General features: G+C 29.0%; 16 protein-coding genes, 1 tRNA gene, 1 rRNA gene and 1 riboswitch. All 18 genes read right to left on the bottom strand.

The window, feature by feature from the left end; genetic code table 11:
• Positions 1 to 101: 101 nt before the first annotated feature.
• The 18 genes from JWF52_RS10980 to JWF52_RS10895 all read right to left on the bottom strand — a co-directional run bounded on the left by JWF52_RS10980 (position 102) and on the right by JWF52_RS10895 (position 16113).
• Positions 102 to 857 carry a cobalt-precorrin-4 methyltransferase gene (locus JWF52_RS10980; protein ID WP_286184113.1) on the bottom strand — a complete coding sequence of 252 codons (756 nt, stop codon included), beginning with the start codon at positions 855 to 857 and terminating at the stop codon, positions 102 to 104.
• Positions 847 to 1419 (bottom strand): decarboxylating cobalt-precorrin-6B (C(15))-methyltransferase, encoded by a 573-nt coding sequence (locus JWF52_RS10975; RefSeq protein WP_208333606.1) that lies wholly within the window; start codon positions 1417 to 1419, stop codon positions 847 to 849. Before JWF52_RS10975 ends, JWF52_RS10980 begins: the two co-directional genes overlap by 11 nt.
• Positions 1409 to 2017 carry a cobalt-precorrin-7 (C(5))-methyltransferase gene (locus JWF52_RS10970; protein ID WP_208333605.1) on the bottom strand — a complete coding sequence of 203 codons (609 nt, stop codon included), beginning with the start codon at positions 2015 to 2017 and terminating at the stop codon, positions 1409 to 1411. The genes JWF52_RS10975 and JWF52_RS10970 overlap by 11 nt, the downstream gene beginning before the upstream one ends.
• On the bottom strand, positions 2014 to 3159 hold the full coding sequence (gene cbiD / locus JWF52_RS10965) for a cobalt-precorrin-5B (C(1))-methyltransferase CbiD (protein ID WP_208333604.1): 1146 nt from the start codon (positions 3157 to 3159) through the stop codon (positions 2014 to 2016). Before cbiD ends, JWF52_RS10970 begins: the two co-directional genes overlap by 4 nt.
• Positions 3160 to 3168: 9 nt before the next feature.
• Positions 3169 to 3801, bottom strand: a complete 633-nt coding sequence (locus JWF52_RS10960) for a cobalt-precorrin-8 methylmutase (RefSeq protein WP_208333603.1) — start codon at positions 3799 to 3801, stop codon at positions 3169 to 3171.
• Positions 3777 to 4676, bottom strand: a complete 900-nt coding sequence (locus JWF52_RS10955) for a GHMP family kinase ATP-binding protein (RefSeq protein ID WP_208333602.1) — start codon at positions 4674 to 4676, stop codon at positions 3777 to 3779. The genes JWF52_RS10960 and JWF52_RS10955 overlap by 25 nt, the downstream gene beginning before the upstream one ends.
• A 1-nt stretch (position 4677) precedes the next feature.
• A complete protein-coding gene (locus JWF52_RS10950; RefSeq protein WP_208333601.1) occupies positions 4678 to 5748 on the bottom strand; it encodes a pyridoxal phosphate-dependent aminotransferase in 1071 nt (356 codons plus the stop codon).
• A 15-nt stretch (positions 5749 to 5763) separates the two neighbouring features.
• Complete coding sequence (gene cbiB / locus JWF52_RS10945; RefSeq protein WP_208333600.1) at positions 5764 to 6711, bottom strand: adenosylcobinamide-phosphate synthase CbiB; 948 nt, start codon at positions 6709 to 6711, stop codon at positions 5764 to 5766.
• A 1-nt stretch (position 6712) separates the two neighbouring features.
• Positions 6713 to 8077 (bottom strand): cobyrinic acid a,c-diamide synthase CobB, encoded by a 1365-nt coding sequence (locus JWF52_RS10940; protein WP_208333599.1) that lies wholly within the window; start codon positions 8075 to 8077, stop codon positions 6713 to 6715.
• Positions 8078 to 8102: 25 nt separating this feature from the next.
• Positions 8103 to 9602, bottom strand: a complete 1500-nt coding sequence (locus JWF52_RS10935) for a cobyric acid synthase (protein WP_286184114.1) — start codon at positions 9600 to 9602, stop codon at positions 8103 to 8105.
• 169 nt (positions 9603 to 9771) lie between these two features.
• Positions 9772 to 9948: riboswitch (cobalamin riboswitch) on the bottom strand.
• Between the two features lie 12 nt (positions 9949 to 9960).
• On the bottom strand, positions 9961 to 10563 hold the full coding sequence (locus JWF52_RS10930; protein WP_208333597.1) for a histidine phosphatase family protein: 603 nt from the start codon (positions 10561 to 10563) through the stop codon (positions 9961 to 9963).
• 19 nt (positions 10564 to 10582) lie between these two features.
• A complete protein-coding gene (cobS, locus tag JWF52_RS10925; protein ID WP_208333596.1) occupies positions 10583 to 11347 on the bottom strand; it encodes an adenosylcobinamide-GDP ribazoletransferase in 765 nt (254 codons plus the stop codon).
• Between the two features lie 3 nt (positions 11348 to 11350).
• Positions 11351 to 11911, bottom strand: a complete 561-nt coding sequence (gene cobU / locus JWF52_RS10920) for a bifunctional adenosylcobinamide kinase/adenosylcobinamide-phosphate guanylyltransferase (RefSeq protein ID WP_208333595.1) — start codon at positions 11909 to 11911, stop codon at positions 11351 to 11353.
• A 14-nt stretch (positions 11912 to 11925) separates the two neighbouring features.
• Positions 11926 to 12978, bottom strand: a complete 1053-nt coding sequence (cobT, locus tag JWF52_RS10915; protein ID WP_208333594.1) for a nicotinate-nucleotide--dimethylbenzimidazole phosphoribosyltransferase — start codon at positions 12976 to 12978, stop codon at positions 11926 to 11928.
• A 207-nt stretch (positions 12979 to 13185) separates the two neighbouring features.
• Positions 13186 to 14481: a glutamate-1-semialdehyde 2,1-aminomutase gene (hemL, locus tag JWF52_RS10910; RefSeq protein ID WP_208333593.1), complete on the bottom strand. Its 1296-nt coding sequence runs from the start codon at positions 14479 to 14481 to the stop codon at positions 13186 to 13188.
• 19 nt (positions 14482 to 14500) lie between these two features.
• On the bottom strand, positions 14501 to 15736 hold the full coding sequence (gene hemA / locus JWF52_RS10905) for a glutamyl-tRNA reductase (protein ID WP_208333592.1): 1236 nt from the start codon (positions 15734 to 15736) through the stop codon (positions 14501 to 14503).
• 177 nt (positions 15737 to 15913) lie between these two features.
• A 5S ribosomal RNA gene (gene rrf / locus JWF52_RS10900) occupies positions 15914 to 16030 on the bottom strand.
• A gap of 9 nt (positions 16031 to 16039) precedes the next feature.
• Positions 16040 to 16113 (bottom strand) — tRNA-Gly (locus tag JWF52_RS10895).
• Between the last annotated feature and the right edge of the window lie 38 nt (positions 16114 to 16151).

Here is a 16151-nt window from a genome sequence, read left to right as displayed (position 1 = left end):
TTTTTTTATTTTTAACTATATATACGTGGCTATCTGGTAATTTTTCATTTATCTTAAGTGCTAGATTTTTACCATTTTCAGTTATACAAACTATGGCAATTTTAGCCTCTGTACTCATGTTTAAAATCCTTATCATATAACTTTGAGTTATTGTATTCTTTACCTAAAAATCTTCCAACTAGTATTAAAGCTGTTTTTCTTATATTATTTTCTTTTACTTTAACTGCTATATCTTCTAATGTTCCTTTTACTATCTTTTCATCATCCCAAGTTGCTTTATATACAACAGCTATTGGAGTATCCATTGGGTATCCACCAGTATTAAGTCTTTCAACAACTTTTTCTATATCTTGAACTGATAAAAATATTGCCATTGAAGTCTGGTGAGCTGCATAAGACTCTATTGATTCCTTTGATGGTACAGGAGTTCTTCCTTCCATTCTTGTTATTATCACACTTTGAGATATTTCTGGAACTGTATACTCTACTCCTAATGCTGAAGCTGCTCCTAAGAATGAACTAACACCTGGAGTACAATCATAGTCGATTCCTAATTTATATAAGTCTTCAACTTGTTCTCTTATTGAACCATATATCGAAAAGTCTCCTGTTTGTAATCTTACAACAGACTTATTTTCCTTAATTCCTTTTTCCATAACTTCTATTATTTCTTGTAAATCCATGTGAGCACTATTATGTATCTCGCAACCTTCCTTACAGTACTCTAGAAGCTCTGGGTTAACTAAAGATCCAGCATATATAACTACATCTGCATTACTTAAAAGCTTGTATCCTTTTAATGTTATTAACTCTTTATCTCCTGGCCCTGCTCCTACAAAATGTACTTTATTTATCATCTTCATCTACCCCTTTTTCACAAGATATTATGTATATTGGGTTTAGAGGTTTAAAATACTCTCCTCTTCCCAGTTTTTCTAGCTTAGATACATTTAGTACCGAAACATCTATATTTTTAAATCCATATTCTCTTAGTAACTTAAGAGTTTCATTAAATGTTTCTACTATTATAAAGTTTGCTACTAGCCTTCCGCCATCAGCTAACTTTTCTTTTGACCAAATTAATATTTCACTTAAGTTATTACCTGTGCCACCTAAAAAGATTGCATCAACTTGTCCATCTATCTCAACCGGCGCATAACCTTTTATAACTTCTACATTTTTTAATCCAAACTTTTCAACATTTTGATGTACTAAATCTAGTGCATCATCATGTCTTTCTATTGATATAACATCTAAATTTGGATAATTATAAGCTGCTTCTACTGTTACACTTCCTGTTCCTGCACCTACATCTATAAACCTTTTTGAATTAACTAAATCTAGTTTCATTATAGATATTGCTCTAACTTCTTCTTTTGTTATAGGTACTTTCCCTGTTATAAAATCACTATTTTTCATCTAATATCACCACCACACTCATGTCAAATTTATCAATATTTAGTATATCCTTGGGTGTTCCCATTGTTATCTTCTCGTTATCATAAGATAAATTTTCTCCTACAACAACAGTTCTTTCTAAATTTCTATTTATTATTTCTCTACTTATTTCTTTAGGTCCTATTTTGCTATCTGTAACCATACATACTTTTTTATGAGAAAGTATATAATCAAAATCAGGTACTTTTCCGTGGCTACTAGTAATATATAAATCATTCATATCAACATAAATCTTAGAGAATATATATTGAAGTGAGCTTATTCCTGATACTATGTTCAAGTTTTCATTATCTATATTTTTAGATAGGTATCTTCCTATTCCATATATTAACGGATCACCTGAAGCTATTACAGATATTTGTTTATCACTATTGTTATTTATATATTCTAATATTTCTTTCAGATTAGATGCCATTTCTATCTTTTCACCTTTAAAATCCTTGATAGATTCTAAATTTCTTTTTCCTCCAATTAATACTTCAGAGTCTAAAATTAATCTTTCACCCAATTTGGTTATATAGTTTTCATTTCCAGGACCTAATCCTATTATGTTTATCATCTAAATACCTCCACTAGTGAATCTGCATCATCTGATTTTCCAAGTAGTGTTTTATCCATCTTAAACATCATAACTTCAACATCTATTTCTTCATCTAATAGGTATTGATCTATTTTTGACTTACATTTATTACTTATTATATTGTAAATATCTTTATACTCACTTTCATCTATAAGCTCAACTGCTCCTTCAGCAGTTACACATTCATTAATACGTTCTAAAAATTCATATGGCGCCTTCATCATTGCTAAATTTGATACTAATATTTCACTTCTAGCATCAGCTACTTTACTATGAGTATTAAATATACCTGCAGATATTTTTATATATTTTCCTATATGACCTGCCATAAGTATTTTTGTATATCCCATTCTCTGAGCTTCTTTTAACATATATCCTATAAAGTTGCTAGTCCTAACTACATACTTCATATCTAAACCTAGCTTTTCTTCAATAAACTTTTCTCCATGATTTCCAGGAACTAATATTATCTTATCTAGACCTTGCTCTTTTCTCATTTGAAGTTCTATAGATAATGATTTTTTCCAACCTTCATCACTCATCGGCTCTACTATTCCTGTTGTTCCTAGAATTGATATTCCACCTATTATTCCTAATCTTGGATTAAAAGTTTTTTTAGCAACTTCTACTCCTTCTGGAGCAGATATTGTTATTTTTATAGATTTCTCTTCACCTATAGTATTTTTTAAATCATTACCTATAACTTTTTTTACCTCTGTATGTATCATCCTCATAGGAACCGGATTAATTGCGGCTTTTCCAACTTCTACACTTAATCCTTTTTTAGTTACTACACCTACACCAATTCCTCCAGCTACTACGATATCTTCATCTGCTCTGTCTATAAATTCAGCTTTAGCATAAATATGCATAGTATGAGTAGCATCTATGTCATCTCCTCCATCTTTTTCAATAGAACACTGTACATAATCACTACAAATATTTACGTTGTGTACTTTTAATGATAGAGGTATTCCCTTAGGTGTATCTATATTTATTATTTCTATTTTATTTTTTGTAAATAGCATATGAACTGCTGCCTTAGATGCTGCTGCTGCACAAGAACCAGTTGTATATCCTCTTCTATATTTTTTCCCATCAATATATACATACTCTTCCATGGTTACTTCCTACATAGAATATAAAATGGCATTTACTATAGCCGCTGCTAAATTACTACCACCTTTTCTACCTTTAGATATTATGTATGGTATATTAGTTTTTTCTAATTCATCTTTAGATTCTGCCGCACCTACAAATCCAACTGGAACTCCTATAACTGCATCAGCTTCTAGTTTCCCGTCTCTTATCATTTCCATAACCTTATATAAAGCTGTTGGAGCATTTCCAAGAACAAATATTTTTCTTCCAGGATTTCTAGCTGCTATTTCAACAGCTGCCATAGAGCGAGTTGTTCCCATCTCTTTTGCTAAAGAAGCAGTTTCTTCATCAGCTACTAAGCACTTGTATTTGCATCCTAGTGAATCTAATCTTTTTTTATTTATTCCACTTAAAGCCATATTTGTATCTGTATATATAGTTGCATTATTTTTAAGTGCATCTATTAAATTTTCTACTGCCGTTTCTGATATTTTTAATATATCTAAGTATTCAAAATCAGCTGTTGTGTGTATACATCTTTTTATAATTTTTTCTTCAATAGCACCTTTAAACTCATAACCAGGTCTAATATCGTCTATTATTTCTTGAATCATTTCCATACTTCTTTCTTCTATTTTCATAGGATTTTTGATGTATTCCATTCTAATTCCCTCCTAATTCCACCGTCTATTATATTTGATGTATAAATTTTTTTATAAAATGAATCTATATTATTTTCTTTCAATAATTCTATTAATCTTTTATCATTCATACTTTGGTCCAGTAATATTCCAACAACTGTCCCGCTATGAGCAATATTTACTCCATAAGATCCATAGTTTTGAGATATTTCTATAATTTCTTTTAAGCCATCTTTTTTATCTATATTTTCATTGGCTAAGCTACTAAGTGTAGCTGCCTTTCCTACTAAACTTAAATTATTATTTTTTATACCTTCTTCTAGCATATAAAATGCTTCACTTATAATATCTTTGTTTTGGATTTTAATATTTTTGTAATTTGGAGTATTTCTAATTTTCATAGTATCTAATGTTTTATTGGGCTCTAATATTACCACTTTAGAATTTTTAATATTACCTAAGTATTTAATTACTTCTCCATTTAGCGGGTTAAATACCACATTTTTTTCTATATATGTAGAATCTGTTGGCTCTATTGTTGATGCTATATATGATATTTCTTCACTAGTTAAACTCTTTTTTATAAGACTTAATGTAGCTACTATCGTTGCTCCAATATCCGCTGTAGAACTTGCCATACCTTTTCCTATTGGTATCTCGCTTTTTATGTTTAATGATATATTTCGGCTTTCTTTTATCGGTAAAGCAAATCTTTCAAACACTTTTTCTATAGCGCATCTTGATTTACTTGGCCCAATATTTATATTATTTAACCTTTCTTCAACCTCTGCTTTTGAATACATATCTATGGCATATGAGCTTAAATATTCTTCCTGTTCTAAGATACCTTGAACAAATTCTCCACAAGATGCTGGGCATATTCCATAAGATTTCATACTAATCACCTAATATTTTCTTCATGTGCTTTATAAGAATAGTATTTTCCTCATGAGACTTTATCGCAATCCTTATAAAACTATTATCTAATTCTATAAAGTTTGATGCATCTCTTATTAAAATACTCGCTTCTTTAAATAGTTGATCTTTTAATTCATTTGCTTTTCTATTTTTCAATTTAATTAAAACAAAATTTGTATCTGTATCATAAACTACTATGTTATTTATAATTTTTAATTCATCTAACATATACTTTCTTTCTTTTATATAATAGTTTTTACTATCTTCTATATACTTTTTATCATTAAATATATAATTAGATAAATTATCTGCAAATGAATTTATTGTCCATGGTTCTTTATAATTATAAATTTTATCTATTATTTTTTTATTACTAGTTAGTCCATAACCTAATCTTAATCCTGGCATTCCAAAGAATTTAGTAACCGCTTTAAGAATAAATATATTTTCATATCTTTCTATGTATTTAACTAGACTATATTTATCCTCATCTCCAACAAATTCCATAAATGTTTCATCGACTATTAGTAGTTTTTTATTTTCAACCATTAAATTTAATAAATCAGTTAAATCTTGAACTTTTCCATTTGGATTATTCGGATTACATATAAATAAACTATCAAATTTACCTATATTTTCTTTTATAATATTTATATCTATTTCAAAATTATTTTCTTTATCTAAGCTTAAGTTTACAACTTCTAAGTCGTTTAGCCTTGCACTTCTTCCATACTCTGAAAATGTAGGATTTAATATAGCTAACCTACTATCGATACTCTTCATTAATAAGTAAATAATTTCTGTTGCGCCATTTCCAGGTATTATAAACTCTGGTTTAACTCCTATATATTTAGATATATTACTTCTTAAATTTGTATAATTTATATCTGGATAACTTCTACATTCCTTTAGTCCTTCTAAAATATAACTTTCTAGTCCTTGTATTACTTTTGGATTTATATTTGAACTAAAATCTATTATTTCTTTTGGATCTTTATTATACATATTTGCCATATCACAAACATTGGCTCCATGTCCTAAATCTTTCATTTACATCCTCCTAAACTAGCATATTACCTTCCATAGTATTGAAAATACTATTAAAGAAGTAATTGACGATGCATACATTATTTTATTAGTTCTTACTATGTCATCTATTTCTATTTCTCTAAGTTTATCTCCTATTGTTGGCTTATAAACAGCTTTTCCAAAATAGATATTAGTTCCACCTAGCTGTATGCCTAAAGCTCCTGCAACAGATCCTTCTGAATAAGCACAATTGGGGCTTTTATGATTTTTTCTATCTCTAACTGCTATCTTAAAACAATTTTTATAGTTATAAGATAATATTAAGCTACCTATAGTCATTAGTAATACTGAAATCCTAGCAGGTATATAATTTGCAATATCATCTATTTTTGCTGATGCAAATCCTAGATTCATATATTTATCATTTTTATATCCAACCATAGAATCTAATGTATTTATAGCTTTATAAGCCATGGCAAGTGGTGCACCACCTATAAATGCATAAAACATAGGAGCAATTATACCATCAACAGTATTTTCTGCTACAGTCTCCACCGTTGCTCTAATAATTTCACTTTCATTTAAACTTGTTGTATCTCTTCCTACAATATAAGATAGCTGCACTCTGGATTTTTCTAAATCACCACTTTTAAGTACTTCATATATTTTTACAGCTTCATCTTTTAAGCACTTAGTTGCTAATGTTGTATAAACTATAAATGAATTTACAACTATAAATATGACACTATTAAAACTACTTACCTTAACTACTAAGTAAGTTATTAAATATGTTAATCCAACCGTGATAAACCATAATAAAAATCCACCTATCTTTAGAGCTTTATCACTTTTACACATTTTTCTTATATTATTTTCAACTGATTTTATTAATTTTCCTATATATATAACCGGGTGAGGAAAAGAATATGGATCTCCAATAATTAAATCTGTTATATATCCTATAAAAATAGATAATATATTCATATTACTCATTTCCTTTTTCTAGTAAGTTTTTTATACAATTTAAATTATTGAAAAAATGTGTATGTAGATATGTAGCTAAAGTGTTACCTTTGCTATATCCACCTTCCCACTCATCTACGATTTTTTTATCTCTTTCTTTTCTCATTATGTAAGCACAATCTTCATTAGTTTCGAATATAGAATGATGGAACTCATGACCTTTTATAACTTCACCTTTTTTAGATAATATAGTATCTTCTTTTGCTGTTCCAAAACTATATCCAAATCGTCTAAGTGAAGCTGTCATTTTACTATTTCCTTTAAAAATTCCTACCATATCATATTCTTTGTTTTCTTGATCAATTAGTTTTTCTCCTAAGTACATTAATCCACCGCACTCAGCATATATAGGTATTTTTCTTTTATGAGCTTCAAGTATTGATTTTCTCATACTTATATTAGCTTCTAATTCTTTTCCAAATATTTCAGGGAATCCTCCACCTATATAAATATAATCTGCACTAGGAACTTCATTATCTTCCAATGGGCTAAAGTATTTTATATTTAGTCCTAAGTCTCTAAGTAGTTCTATATTTTCTCTGTAGTAAAAATTAAATGCTTTATCATAAGCTATTGCTATCGTTTTGTTTTCTACTTTAGAATTTTTTATAAAACTATCTACTTCAAAGCTAGTTTCAACTTCTTCACTTTCTGAGAGTTCTAATATTCTATCTATATTTATATACTTTTCAATTTCATCTGCAAGATTGTTAAACTTTGTTTTTAAAGAATCTATTTCTACACTAGGTACTAAACCTAAATGTCTTGATTCTAGAGAAAAGTCATTATTTGGAGGGAAATAACCAAGTACTTCAACACCACAATACTTTTCCACTGCGTTTTTTATTATTTCATAGTGTGTTTTAGTTTTTACATTATTAACTATCACACCAGCTATGTTTACATTCTTATCAAGTTCTTTATAACCAAGTACCATAGCAGCACTAGATGCTGCCATAGCTTTTCCGTTAATAACTAATATTACTGGAGACTTTAAAAGCTTTGATGTATAAGAGCTTGTACAATTATCTAAATCTATTCCTATTCCATCATACAGACCCATCACACCTTCAACTACTGATATATCTGCATCCTCTGATGAACTATTAAAAACATATTTAATTTGTTCATCATCTAACATATATGAATCTAAGTTTCTAGAGTGTCTTCCTGTTATGAATGTATGGTATGATGGATCTATATAATCGGGTCCTACCTTAAAAGGCTGGACTTTCATACTTCTTTTAGTAAGAGCTTGCATTATTCCTAATGATATTGTAGTTTTACCTACACCACTATTAGTCCCTGCTATTAATATTTTCTTCATATATTTCACCTATTTATTAATATTTTTAACTCATTATTTCGTATATCTTGTCTATATCTAAATTTTCTCTTAATAAATCAGCTAATTTATCGTATTCATTTTGCTTAAATTCATTAAAAGAAGTTACATTACTATTTATTTTCTCTAATCCCTTAATTTCTCTTATATTATTTAAAAGCGCTCTCGTAAAGTCTATTTCATCAAATATTCCATGAAGATATGTACCTACTACATTCCCTTCTTGATTAACACTACCTTCTAAATAATCAACTACTTCATCTAGATTTTTATTAATATTATTTAAATTTTTTATGTCTTTAGAAATAGATGTTATTCCCATATGTATTTCATAACCTTTTACTTTTTTACCTTCTAGATTTTTCATATATCCACTAAGACCTTCACATATCATTGCTTCAACTTGAGTCGTCGTTTTTTTCATTTCAAATATAGTCTCTGTATCTAAAAGTCCAATTCCATCAAACTCTTCGACTTCACCTTCTACGTGATATGGATCTTTAAGTTTTTTACCTAACATCTGATATCCACCACAGATACCAAATATTAATTTTCCTCTTTTATGTAATTCTTTTATTTGACCTTCTAATCCATTTTCTCTTATATATTTAAGGTCATCTATAGTACTCTTACTTCCCGGTATAATTACTATATCCGGATTTCCTAAAGCTTCTCCGTAGTCTACGTATCTTATGCTTACATCTTCTTGTGTCTCAAATATATTGAAGTCTGTAAAATTAGACATATGTGGAGTTCTAATTATTTCTATGTGTATATCATTTTTATTCATTTGTTTTTTAAATCTAGTTGTTACGCTATCTTCATCTTCAATCTTTATATCACTATAAGGAACTACCCCTAATACCGGAACATCTATAATATCTTCTAGCATTTTTACACCATCTATAAAAAGCTCTTTTTTACCTCTAAATTTATTAATTATAACACCTTTAACTCTTTTCCTTTCTTCGTCACTTAATAAAAGCATAGTCCCTGCAATAGATGCAAAAACCCCACCTCTATCTATATCTCCAACAATTATTACAGGTGCATCTGCAATTTCTGCCATTCCCATATTTGCAATATCATGTTCTCTTAAATTTATTTCAGCTGAACTACCTGCGCCTTCCATAACTACTATATCATGATTATCGCTTAGTTCTTTAAAAATTCCTTTTAACTCCTTAGCTAATTGTGGTTTATACTTATGGTAATCTGATGATGCCATGTCCTCTCTAAGCTTTCCATTTACTATAACCTGACATCTATGATTTCCAGATGGTTTTAAGAGTATTGGGTTCATATTTGCACTTGGCTCTATACCACATGCCTCTGCTTGAAATACCTGAGCTCTTCCCATTTCTAGCCCTTCTTTAGTTATAAAAGAGTTAAGCGCCATATTTTGCGACTTAAATGGAGCAACATTATATCCATCTTGTTTAAATACTCTACATAATCCAGCTACTAAAATACTTTTTCCAACATTTGAAGCTGTACCCTGTAACATTATTTTTTTGCCCACTATTCCACTTCCTTTATTTTATAAAATTCACTTACGTTTCGGATAGATCTATTGTTTTAATTTTCATAATATTTAAAAAGTCCCAACTCTATTAGAGTTAGGACTTTTATTTTGTGTATATATTAAATAAAAATCTTTCACCCCGAAGATCTCATCAATAAATCAAAATTAGGCAGGTCTCCTGGCTCAATATCATCCTACTCCTATACCTTCCCGCAAAATTAGCAGTGGTAGTTTATAGTTTCGTCAATCTTACAGTAGCGGGGGCTGCAAAGGCTTTCAACCTTTTTCCCTATTAATCTTACTTAAGAACCTACTTTGATCTAATATTCGATTTTTAAGGCTAATTAAAGTTTGTATTATTCATGGTGTTTATTACTGCAAATCCATTTTCAACTTCTAAAATAGAAATTGAAGCATTATCAATTCTGAAATTCCAGTGATATTCATAGCTGCTAGATATTAAATGTGTGATTATATTTCTTATAGTTCCTCCGTGTGAACATATCAGAACTGTTTTATCTTTATTATTTAAAATTATTTCATCTACTTCTTTTGCTACTCTACCATATGTCATTATTAAACTTTCGCCATTTGGATATTTATAATTATACCCCTCATTTATCATCTTTTGAAATTCTTCTGGATGTTTAGATTTTATTTCATCAAAAGTCATTCCTTCGAAGTCTCCAAAATTAATTTCTTTTAGATTTTCCTTTTCTATAATGTTCATAGATTTTAAATTAGATAATTCATATACCGTATCTTTTGTTCTTTTAGATGTAGTAGTATATATTTTATCTATATGTACATTTTTCAAATAATTCGTAAGTTTTTTTATTTGCTTCTTACCTTCTTCACTTACCATACTGTCTATATGTCCTGATAATCTAGAGTCTTGATTATCATTAGTTAATGCATGTCTTACTAATATTAACTTCGTCAAGTAATCACCTCTTTTAAGGCTACACTATTAATAGATATATATAAAGTAAATATATAACTTCTCCAAGTTCTATACTACACCCTAATATGTCTCCTGTCACCCCATTTATTTTATTATAAATGTGTTTTTTAAATAAATTGTTAAATATAAAAATTACTATTATGGAACTTAATATCTTAAATATTAATATATTAGTCGATAAAAATAGTAATTTTGGTAAAATTACTGCTAGTAATACTGTATATATTATTGCAGTCATAAACATACCTGTTGTTGCTTTTCCTATAAATAAGTTACCCATACCATTTTTTCTAGGGCTAACTGTTTTATACATTAAGTTAATTACTCCTAGTCTTGAAACTATAGGCATAAAAATTATAAGCCATAGTAATTCTTGATTTATAATACTGTATATAAATCCTATTTTCAATAATATTAGAAATAAGATTGCTAAAAGTGAATTAGTTCCTAATCTTGAATCTTTCATTATTTCTAACATTTTTTCTTTATCTCTGTTGCTATATATAGCATCAAATGTATCCCCAAGACCATCAATATGAAGGCCTCCTGTTAGCAAAACTGATCCTAATGTAATTATTATAGATGTTATAAATGGATCAAATACTAACATAGATGCTAGTCCAAGTAAATATAATAAAACACCTAATACAAAACCTACTAAAGGAAAATAAACTATAGATTTGTGAAAATCTTCATCAAATCCTAGGTTTACATTTATAGGTATTCTAGTTAAAAATTGAAGTATTAATATAAATCTTTTCATAAATTATCCCTTTATCTTCATAGGTATACCACTTACTACAAGGTATACTTCATCACTTTGTGATGCTATTAATTGGTTTATTCTACCTACAATATCTGTATATATACGACTAAGTTTATTAGCTGGGACTACAGCCATTCCTAATTCATTAGTTACAGCAACAAAGTATATATTTGTTTTTTTAACTTCATTTATTAATTTGTTCACTTGGTCTTTTATATAATATTCTAGGTTATTTATTTGTTCTTGGTCAGCTTCATCAATATTTATATCATATGTGAACATTAAGTTATTAACTAGTAACGTTACACAATCCATAATTACAGTATCATGATTTTTAGATAAATCTTGTATTATAGAATATATATCTTTATATATTTCATAAGTTTCCCAATTTTGTGGTCTACTTTCTTTATGTTTCTTTACTCTATCTTTCATCTCATCATCAAAAGGTATTGATGTGGCTATATATGCTGTGCTATTATTTCTATATATACATAGTTTTTCAGCAAAATTACTTTTTCCAGATCTTGCACCGCCTGTTACTAATATAACTTTACTCATTTTTTCTCCAATCCTTAATCTCTATCTACCCAATTTACTTCATCAAATGTAGCCATATTTTTATATGTATAATTAGATGCTTCTATTATGTTAAATGCCAAAGCTGCACCACTACCTTCACCTAATCTCATATCCATATTTAGCAAAGGACTTAATTTTATTATTTCTAAAGCCTTCTCTGTTCCAGCTTCTGCTGATGTATGAGATGCTATCATATACTCTTTAGTTTTTGGATTAATTTTATACGCTAATAATGCTGCTGCATAAGATATAAATCCATCAATTACTACGGGTATTCTATTTGCAGCACATGCTAATACAACTCCAGCCATCGCACCTATTTCAAATCCACCAACTTTAGATAAAATATCAACTGCATCGTCTCTATTTGGTTTATTTAGCTCAATAGCCTTTCTAATAGTTTCCGCCTTATGTTTTAATTTTTCTTTTTTTAATCCTGCTCCTATTCCAGTAACTTCTTGAGGATCACAGTTATCTATAACAGATATTATAGCACTACTTGGCGTTGTATTGCATATACCCATTTCTCCTATTCCTATTACTTTATATCCATTCTTGATGCACTCTTCTGCAACTTCTATACCTATTTCTAAACATCTTATAGCTTCCTCTCTACTCATAGCAGGACCTTTAGCCATATTTGATGTTCCTTTTCTTATTTTATAATCAAGTATACCTTCTAGTTTATGATCACAATTTACACCTACATCCACTGCTATTACATCTGCACCTACAAATTTACTTAATACCCCTACTCCACATATTCCTTTTGCGAAATTAGGAAATTGTAGTTGTGTTATATTTTGTGGATCTGGCGCTACACCTTCTTCATAAACACCATGATCTCCTCCAAAAGCTATTATTGCTTTTTTTGATGTATCAAAATATTTATTTTCATATATACCTGCTAATTGCATACATAGATCTTCTATTTTTCCAAGACTTCCTGTAGGCTTTATAAGTCTATCTAGCCTTTGCTTGGCTTGACTCATAGAGCTTTTATCTAAAGAATATATATTTTTTGATATATTTTCTAGTAAACTCATATTCTACCTCCTCTAAATATATTTAGTTTATAAAAATAATTTACCTAGCCATAGGCTAGGTAATATTTTTAAATATTATATTTACCTTGTCATTATGTGCTATTGATTTAGTAAAATATGTTATAGTTTTGAATTCTACATATTATTACTATATCCTCTATTATTTACGTTAATTTTGACAATAAATTATATTTTTAGTATTAAATTTTATAAGTTATGTGATACTTTTAAAGCATTGTAAATTGCATTTAATGTATATTCTATATCTTCATCTGTATGAGCATTAGATAAGAACATAGCTTCAAATTGAGTTGGCGCAAGTAATATTCCTTGCTTTAATAATTCTTCAAAGTATTTATTAAATTTAGTCACATCACATTTTTTAACATCATCATAATTATTTATAGGCCCTTTTGCAAAGAATAAACAAACTAATGAACCAGCTCTATTTACTGTGTAGTCTAATCCAAGTTTTTCTATATTAGATTTTAATCCTTCTTCTAATTTTATAGCTTTTCTTTCTAATTCTGTATATATTTGTGGATTATCTCTTAATATTTCTAAGTTCTTTTTACCCATATACATAGCTAAAGGATTTCCTGATAATGTTCCCGCTTGATACACTGGCCCAATAGGAGATACCATACTCATTATTTTCTTTGTTCCTCCGTAAGCTCCAACAGGTAATCCTGCACCTATTATCTTCCCGAAACATACCATATCTGGTTTTATTCCAAAGTATCCAACTGAACTACTATAATCTAATCTAAATCCAGTTATTACCTCATCAAATATTAAAACTGATCCATACTCTTTAGTTATATCTCTTAATAATTGTAAGAATTCTGGTTTACCTGGAACAACTCCCATATTACCAGAAACTGTTTCAACTATTATTGCAGCTATTTCATGACCTTGTTCTTTAAATATATCTCTAACCGCATCTAAATCATTATATCTACATACTAAAGTATCTTTTACAACATCATCTGGAACACCAGGGCTTGTTGGAACTCCGTATGTAATTGTACCCGATCCAGATTTAACTAATAATGCATCTGAATGTCCATGATAACATCCTTCAAATTTTAATATTTTATTTCTCTTTGTATATGCTCTTGCTACTCTTAGCGCACTCATTGTAGCTTCAGTTCCAGAATTAACCATACGAACTTGATCTATAGCAGGATACGCTTCTACGATTATCTTCGCCATATCTACCTCTATAGCAGTTGGTACCCCATAACTTGTTCCTTTTGCTACTACTTTTTCTATACCTTCCACTATTTCCCTAGGACTATGACCTAGCATAAGCGGTCCCCAAGAACATATATAATCTATATACTCATTTCCATCTACATCATATATTCTACTTCCATGAGCTCTATCTATAAATATAGGATCTAATCCAACTGATCTAAATGCTCTAACTGGACTGTTAACTCCTCCTGGTATATATTTTATTGCTTCTTCATATATCTTTAGTGATTTTTCATTCTTCATCTATGTTACCTCCTAAGGTCTAAACCTCAAATAATTCTTCAACTAACTTAATATATTCTTCTCTTTTACCTTTATCTTTTATTTGCTTTAGGTTGATTATCGGTTCTCTTATAAGCCTTTTTAGTGCCGAAGTCATCATCTTATCGATTATCTTTTGTTCTCTTGAATCTAGATTTACTTTTCTAAAAATATAATCTAGAGTATCTTTTCTAATTTCAACACACTTATCATTTAAAGATTCTATCGTAGGGTCTATGTGAGTTGAGTCTAACCATTCTTCAAATTCATTTATTTTTTCATCAATAATTGATTGACATCCAATTGCTATTTTTTTTCTTTTCTCATCATTTTTGTCATGTATCTCTTTTAGATTATCTATATCATAAACTTCTACGTTATCTAATTCATTTATTTTAGGATCTACATCCCTAGGAAGTGCTATATCCATCATATATACTTTTTTATTTAGTTTTGGCATTTCATCATATTTAACTACTATATGAGGAGAAGCTGTCGCACTTATAACTATATCTACATCCTTAATTATTTTATATCTATCACCATATTCTATCGGTATAATATTTTTATAATCACTCTTTATTTCTTCGACTTTGCAATGACTACGATTAGATACATAAATATTATTTATTTTTTGTTCTTCTAAATGCTTCATAGTTAACTTACTCATTTTACCTACGCCAATTACTAAAGCATTTTTTCCCTCTAAGCTACCTAGTTTTTCCTCTAAGAATTTTACACCTATGTAACTTATAGATAACGGTTGTTGAGATATCTTTGTAGTACTTTTTATTTCCTTAGCTGTTGTTATTGCTTCCCTAAATAGTTTGTTAAATATTTTTTTGCTAGCACCAAGTTGCATTGAGAATTCATGACCATCTTTTACCTGACCAAGTATTTGGTCTTCTCCTAATACTATAGAATCAAGCCCTGCTGTAACATTAAAAATATGTTCTACAGCTTCTCTATTTGTCTTAGAAAATAAATATTCTTTTATATTTGAAGTATTGAAGAAATTTTCATAGAAATCTTCTAATGTTTTAATTTTTTCATTAATATCTTTGGAATGTATATATATCTCACTTCTATTACATGTAGATAAAATAATAACTTCTTCTATATCCTTATCTAGTAGAAAATTTATTGCTTCTATTTTTTGTATATCTGTAAAAGACACGCATTCTCTTATATTTATGGGAGCTAAATTATGGTTCACCCCTACAACTCCTATATTCATAGCTAACCTCCAAACTACTTTAGTTATTAATTTCACTATTTATAGTATAACTCTACAAATTGTTTTTGTAAATTTTAACGACCTTTTTTAAGGTAAAAATTTCATTTTGAACCATTCGTAACGAATTATTTATAAAAAAAAGCAGAAAATTTATAATTTTCTGCAATAAAAAAGATTACGTGGCTATGTCTTACTCTCCCAGGCAGTTGCCCACCAAGTACCATCAGCGCTAAAGAGCTTAACTTCTGTGTTCGGAATGGGAACAGGTGTATCCTCTTTGCTATAATAACCACATAATCTTTATGGAGCGGGTGAAGGGGATCGAACCCTCACAGCCGGCTTGGAAGGCCGGAACTCTACCATTGAGCTACACCCGCAATTTTAGAGTTAATACTCTGAAAACTGCAAACATTTA

Origin of the sequence: Clostridium sp. CCUG 7971 (genome assembly GCF_017590215.1) — a bacterium.
Taxonomy (GTDB): domain Bacteria; phylum Bacillota; class Clostridia; order Peptostreptococcales; family Peptostreptococcaceae; genus Faecalimicrobium.
This window is presented reverse-complemented; position numbering and strand designations above follow the sequence as displayed.

Excerpts from the sequence above, each read along its gene's own strand:
- cobT (WP_208333594.1), bottom strand. The coding sequence starts at position 12,978 with ATGAGTTTACTAGAAAATATATCAAAAAATATATATTCTTTAGATAAA.
- cbiD (WP_208333604.1), bottom strand. The coding sequence starts at position 3,159 with ATGGAAGAGTATGTATATATTGATGGGAAAAAATATAGAAGAGGATAT.
- JWF52_RS10980 (WP_286184113.1), bottom strand. The coding sequence starts at position 857 with ATGATAAATAAAGTACATTTTGTAGGAGCAGGGCCAGGAGATAAAGAG.
- JWF52_RS10970 (WP_208333605.1), bottom strand. The coding sequence starts at position 2,017 with ATGATAAACATAATAGGATTAGGTCCTGGAAATGAAAACTATATAACC.
- JWF52_RS10960 (WP_208333603.1), bottom strand. The coding sequence starts at position 3,801 with ATGGAATACATCAAAAATCCTATGAAAATAGAAGAAAGAAGTATGGAA.
- hemL (WP_208333593.1), bottom strand. The coding sequence starts at position 14,481 with ATGAAGAATGAAAAATCACTAAAGATATATGAAGAAGCAATAAAATAT.
- cobU (WP_208333595.1), bottom strand. The coding sequence starts at position 11,911 with ATGAGTAAAGTTATATTAGTAACAGGCGGTGCAAGATCTGGAAAAAGT.
- cobS (WP_208333596.1), bottom strand. The coding sequence starts at position 11,347 with ATGAAAAGATTTATATTAATACTTCAATTTTTAACTAGAATACCTATA.
- JWF52_RS10955 (WP_208333602.1), bottom strand. The coding sequence starts at position 4,676 with ATGAAATCTTATGGAATATGCCCAGCATCTTGTGGAGAATTTGTTCAA.
- JWF52_RS10940 (WP_208333599.1), bottom strand. The coding sequence starts at position 8,077 with ATGAAGAAAATATTAATAGCAGGGACTAATAGTGGTGTAGGTAAAACT.
- JWF52_RS10935 (WP_286184114.1), bottom strand. The coding sequence starts at position 9,602 with ATGTTACAGGGTACAGCTTCAAATGTTGGAAAAAGTATTTTAGTAGCT.
- JWF52_RS10975 (WP_208333606.1), bottom strand. The coding sequence starts at position 1,419 with ATGAAAAATAGTGATTTTATAACAGGGAAAGTACCTATAACAAAAGAA.
- cbiB (WP_208333600.1), bottom strand. The coding sequence starts at position 6,711 with ATGAATATATTATCTATTTTTATAGGATATATAACAGATTTAATTATT.
- hemA (WP_208333592.1), bottom strand. The coding sequence starts at position 15,736 with ATGAATATAGGAGTTGTAGGGGTGAACCATAATTTAGCTCCCATAAAT.
- JWF52_RS10950 (WP_208333601.1), bottom strand. The coding sequence starts at position 5,748 with ATGAAAGATTTAGGACATGGAGCCAATGTTTGTGATATGGCAAATATG.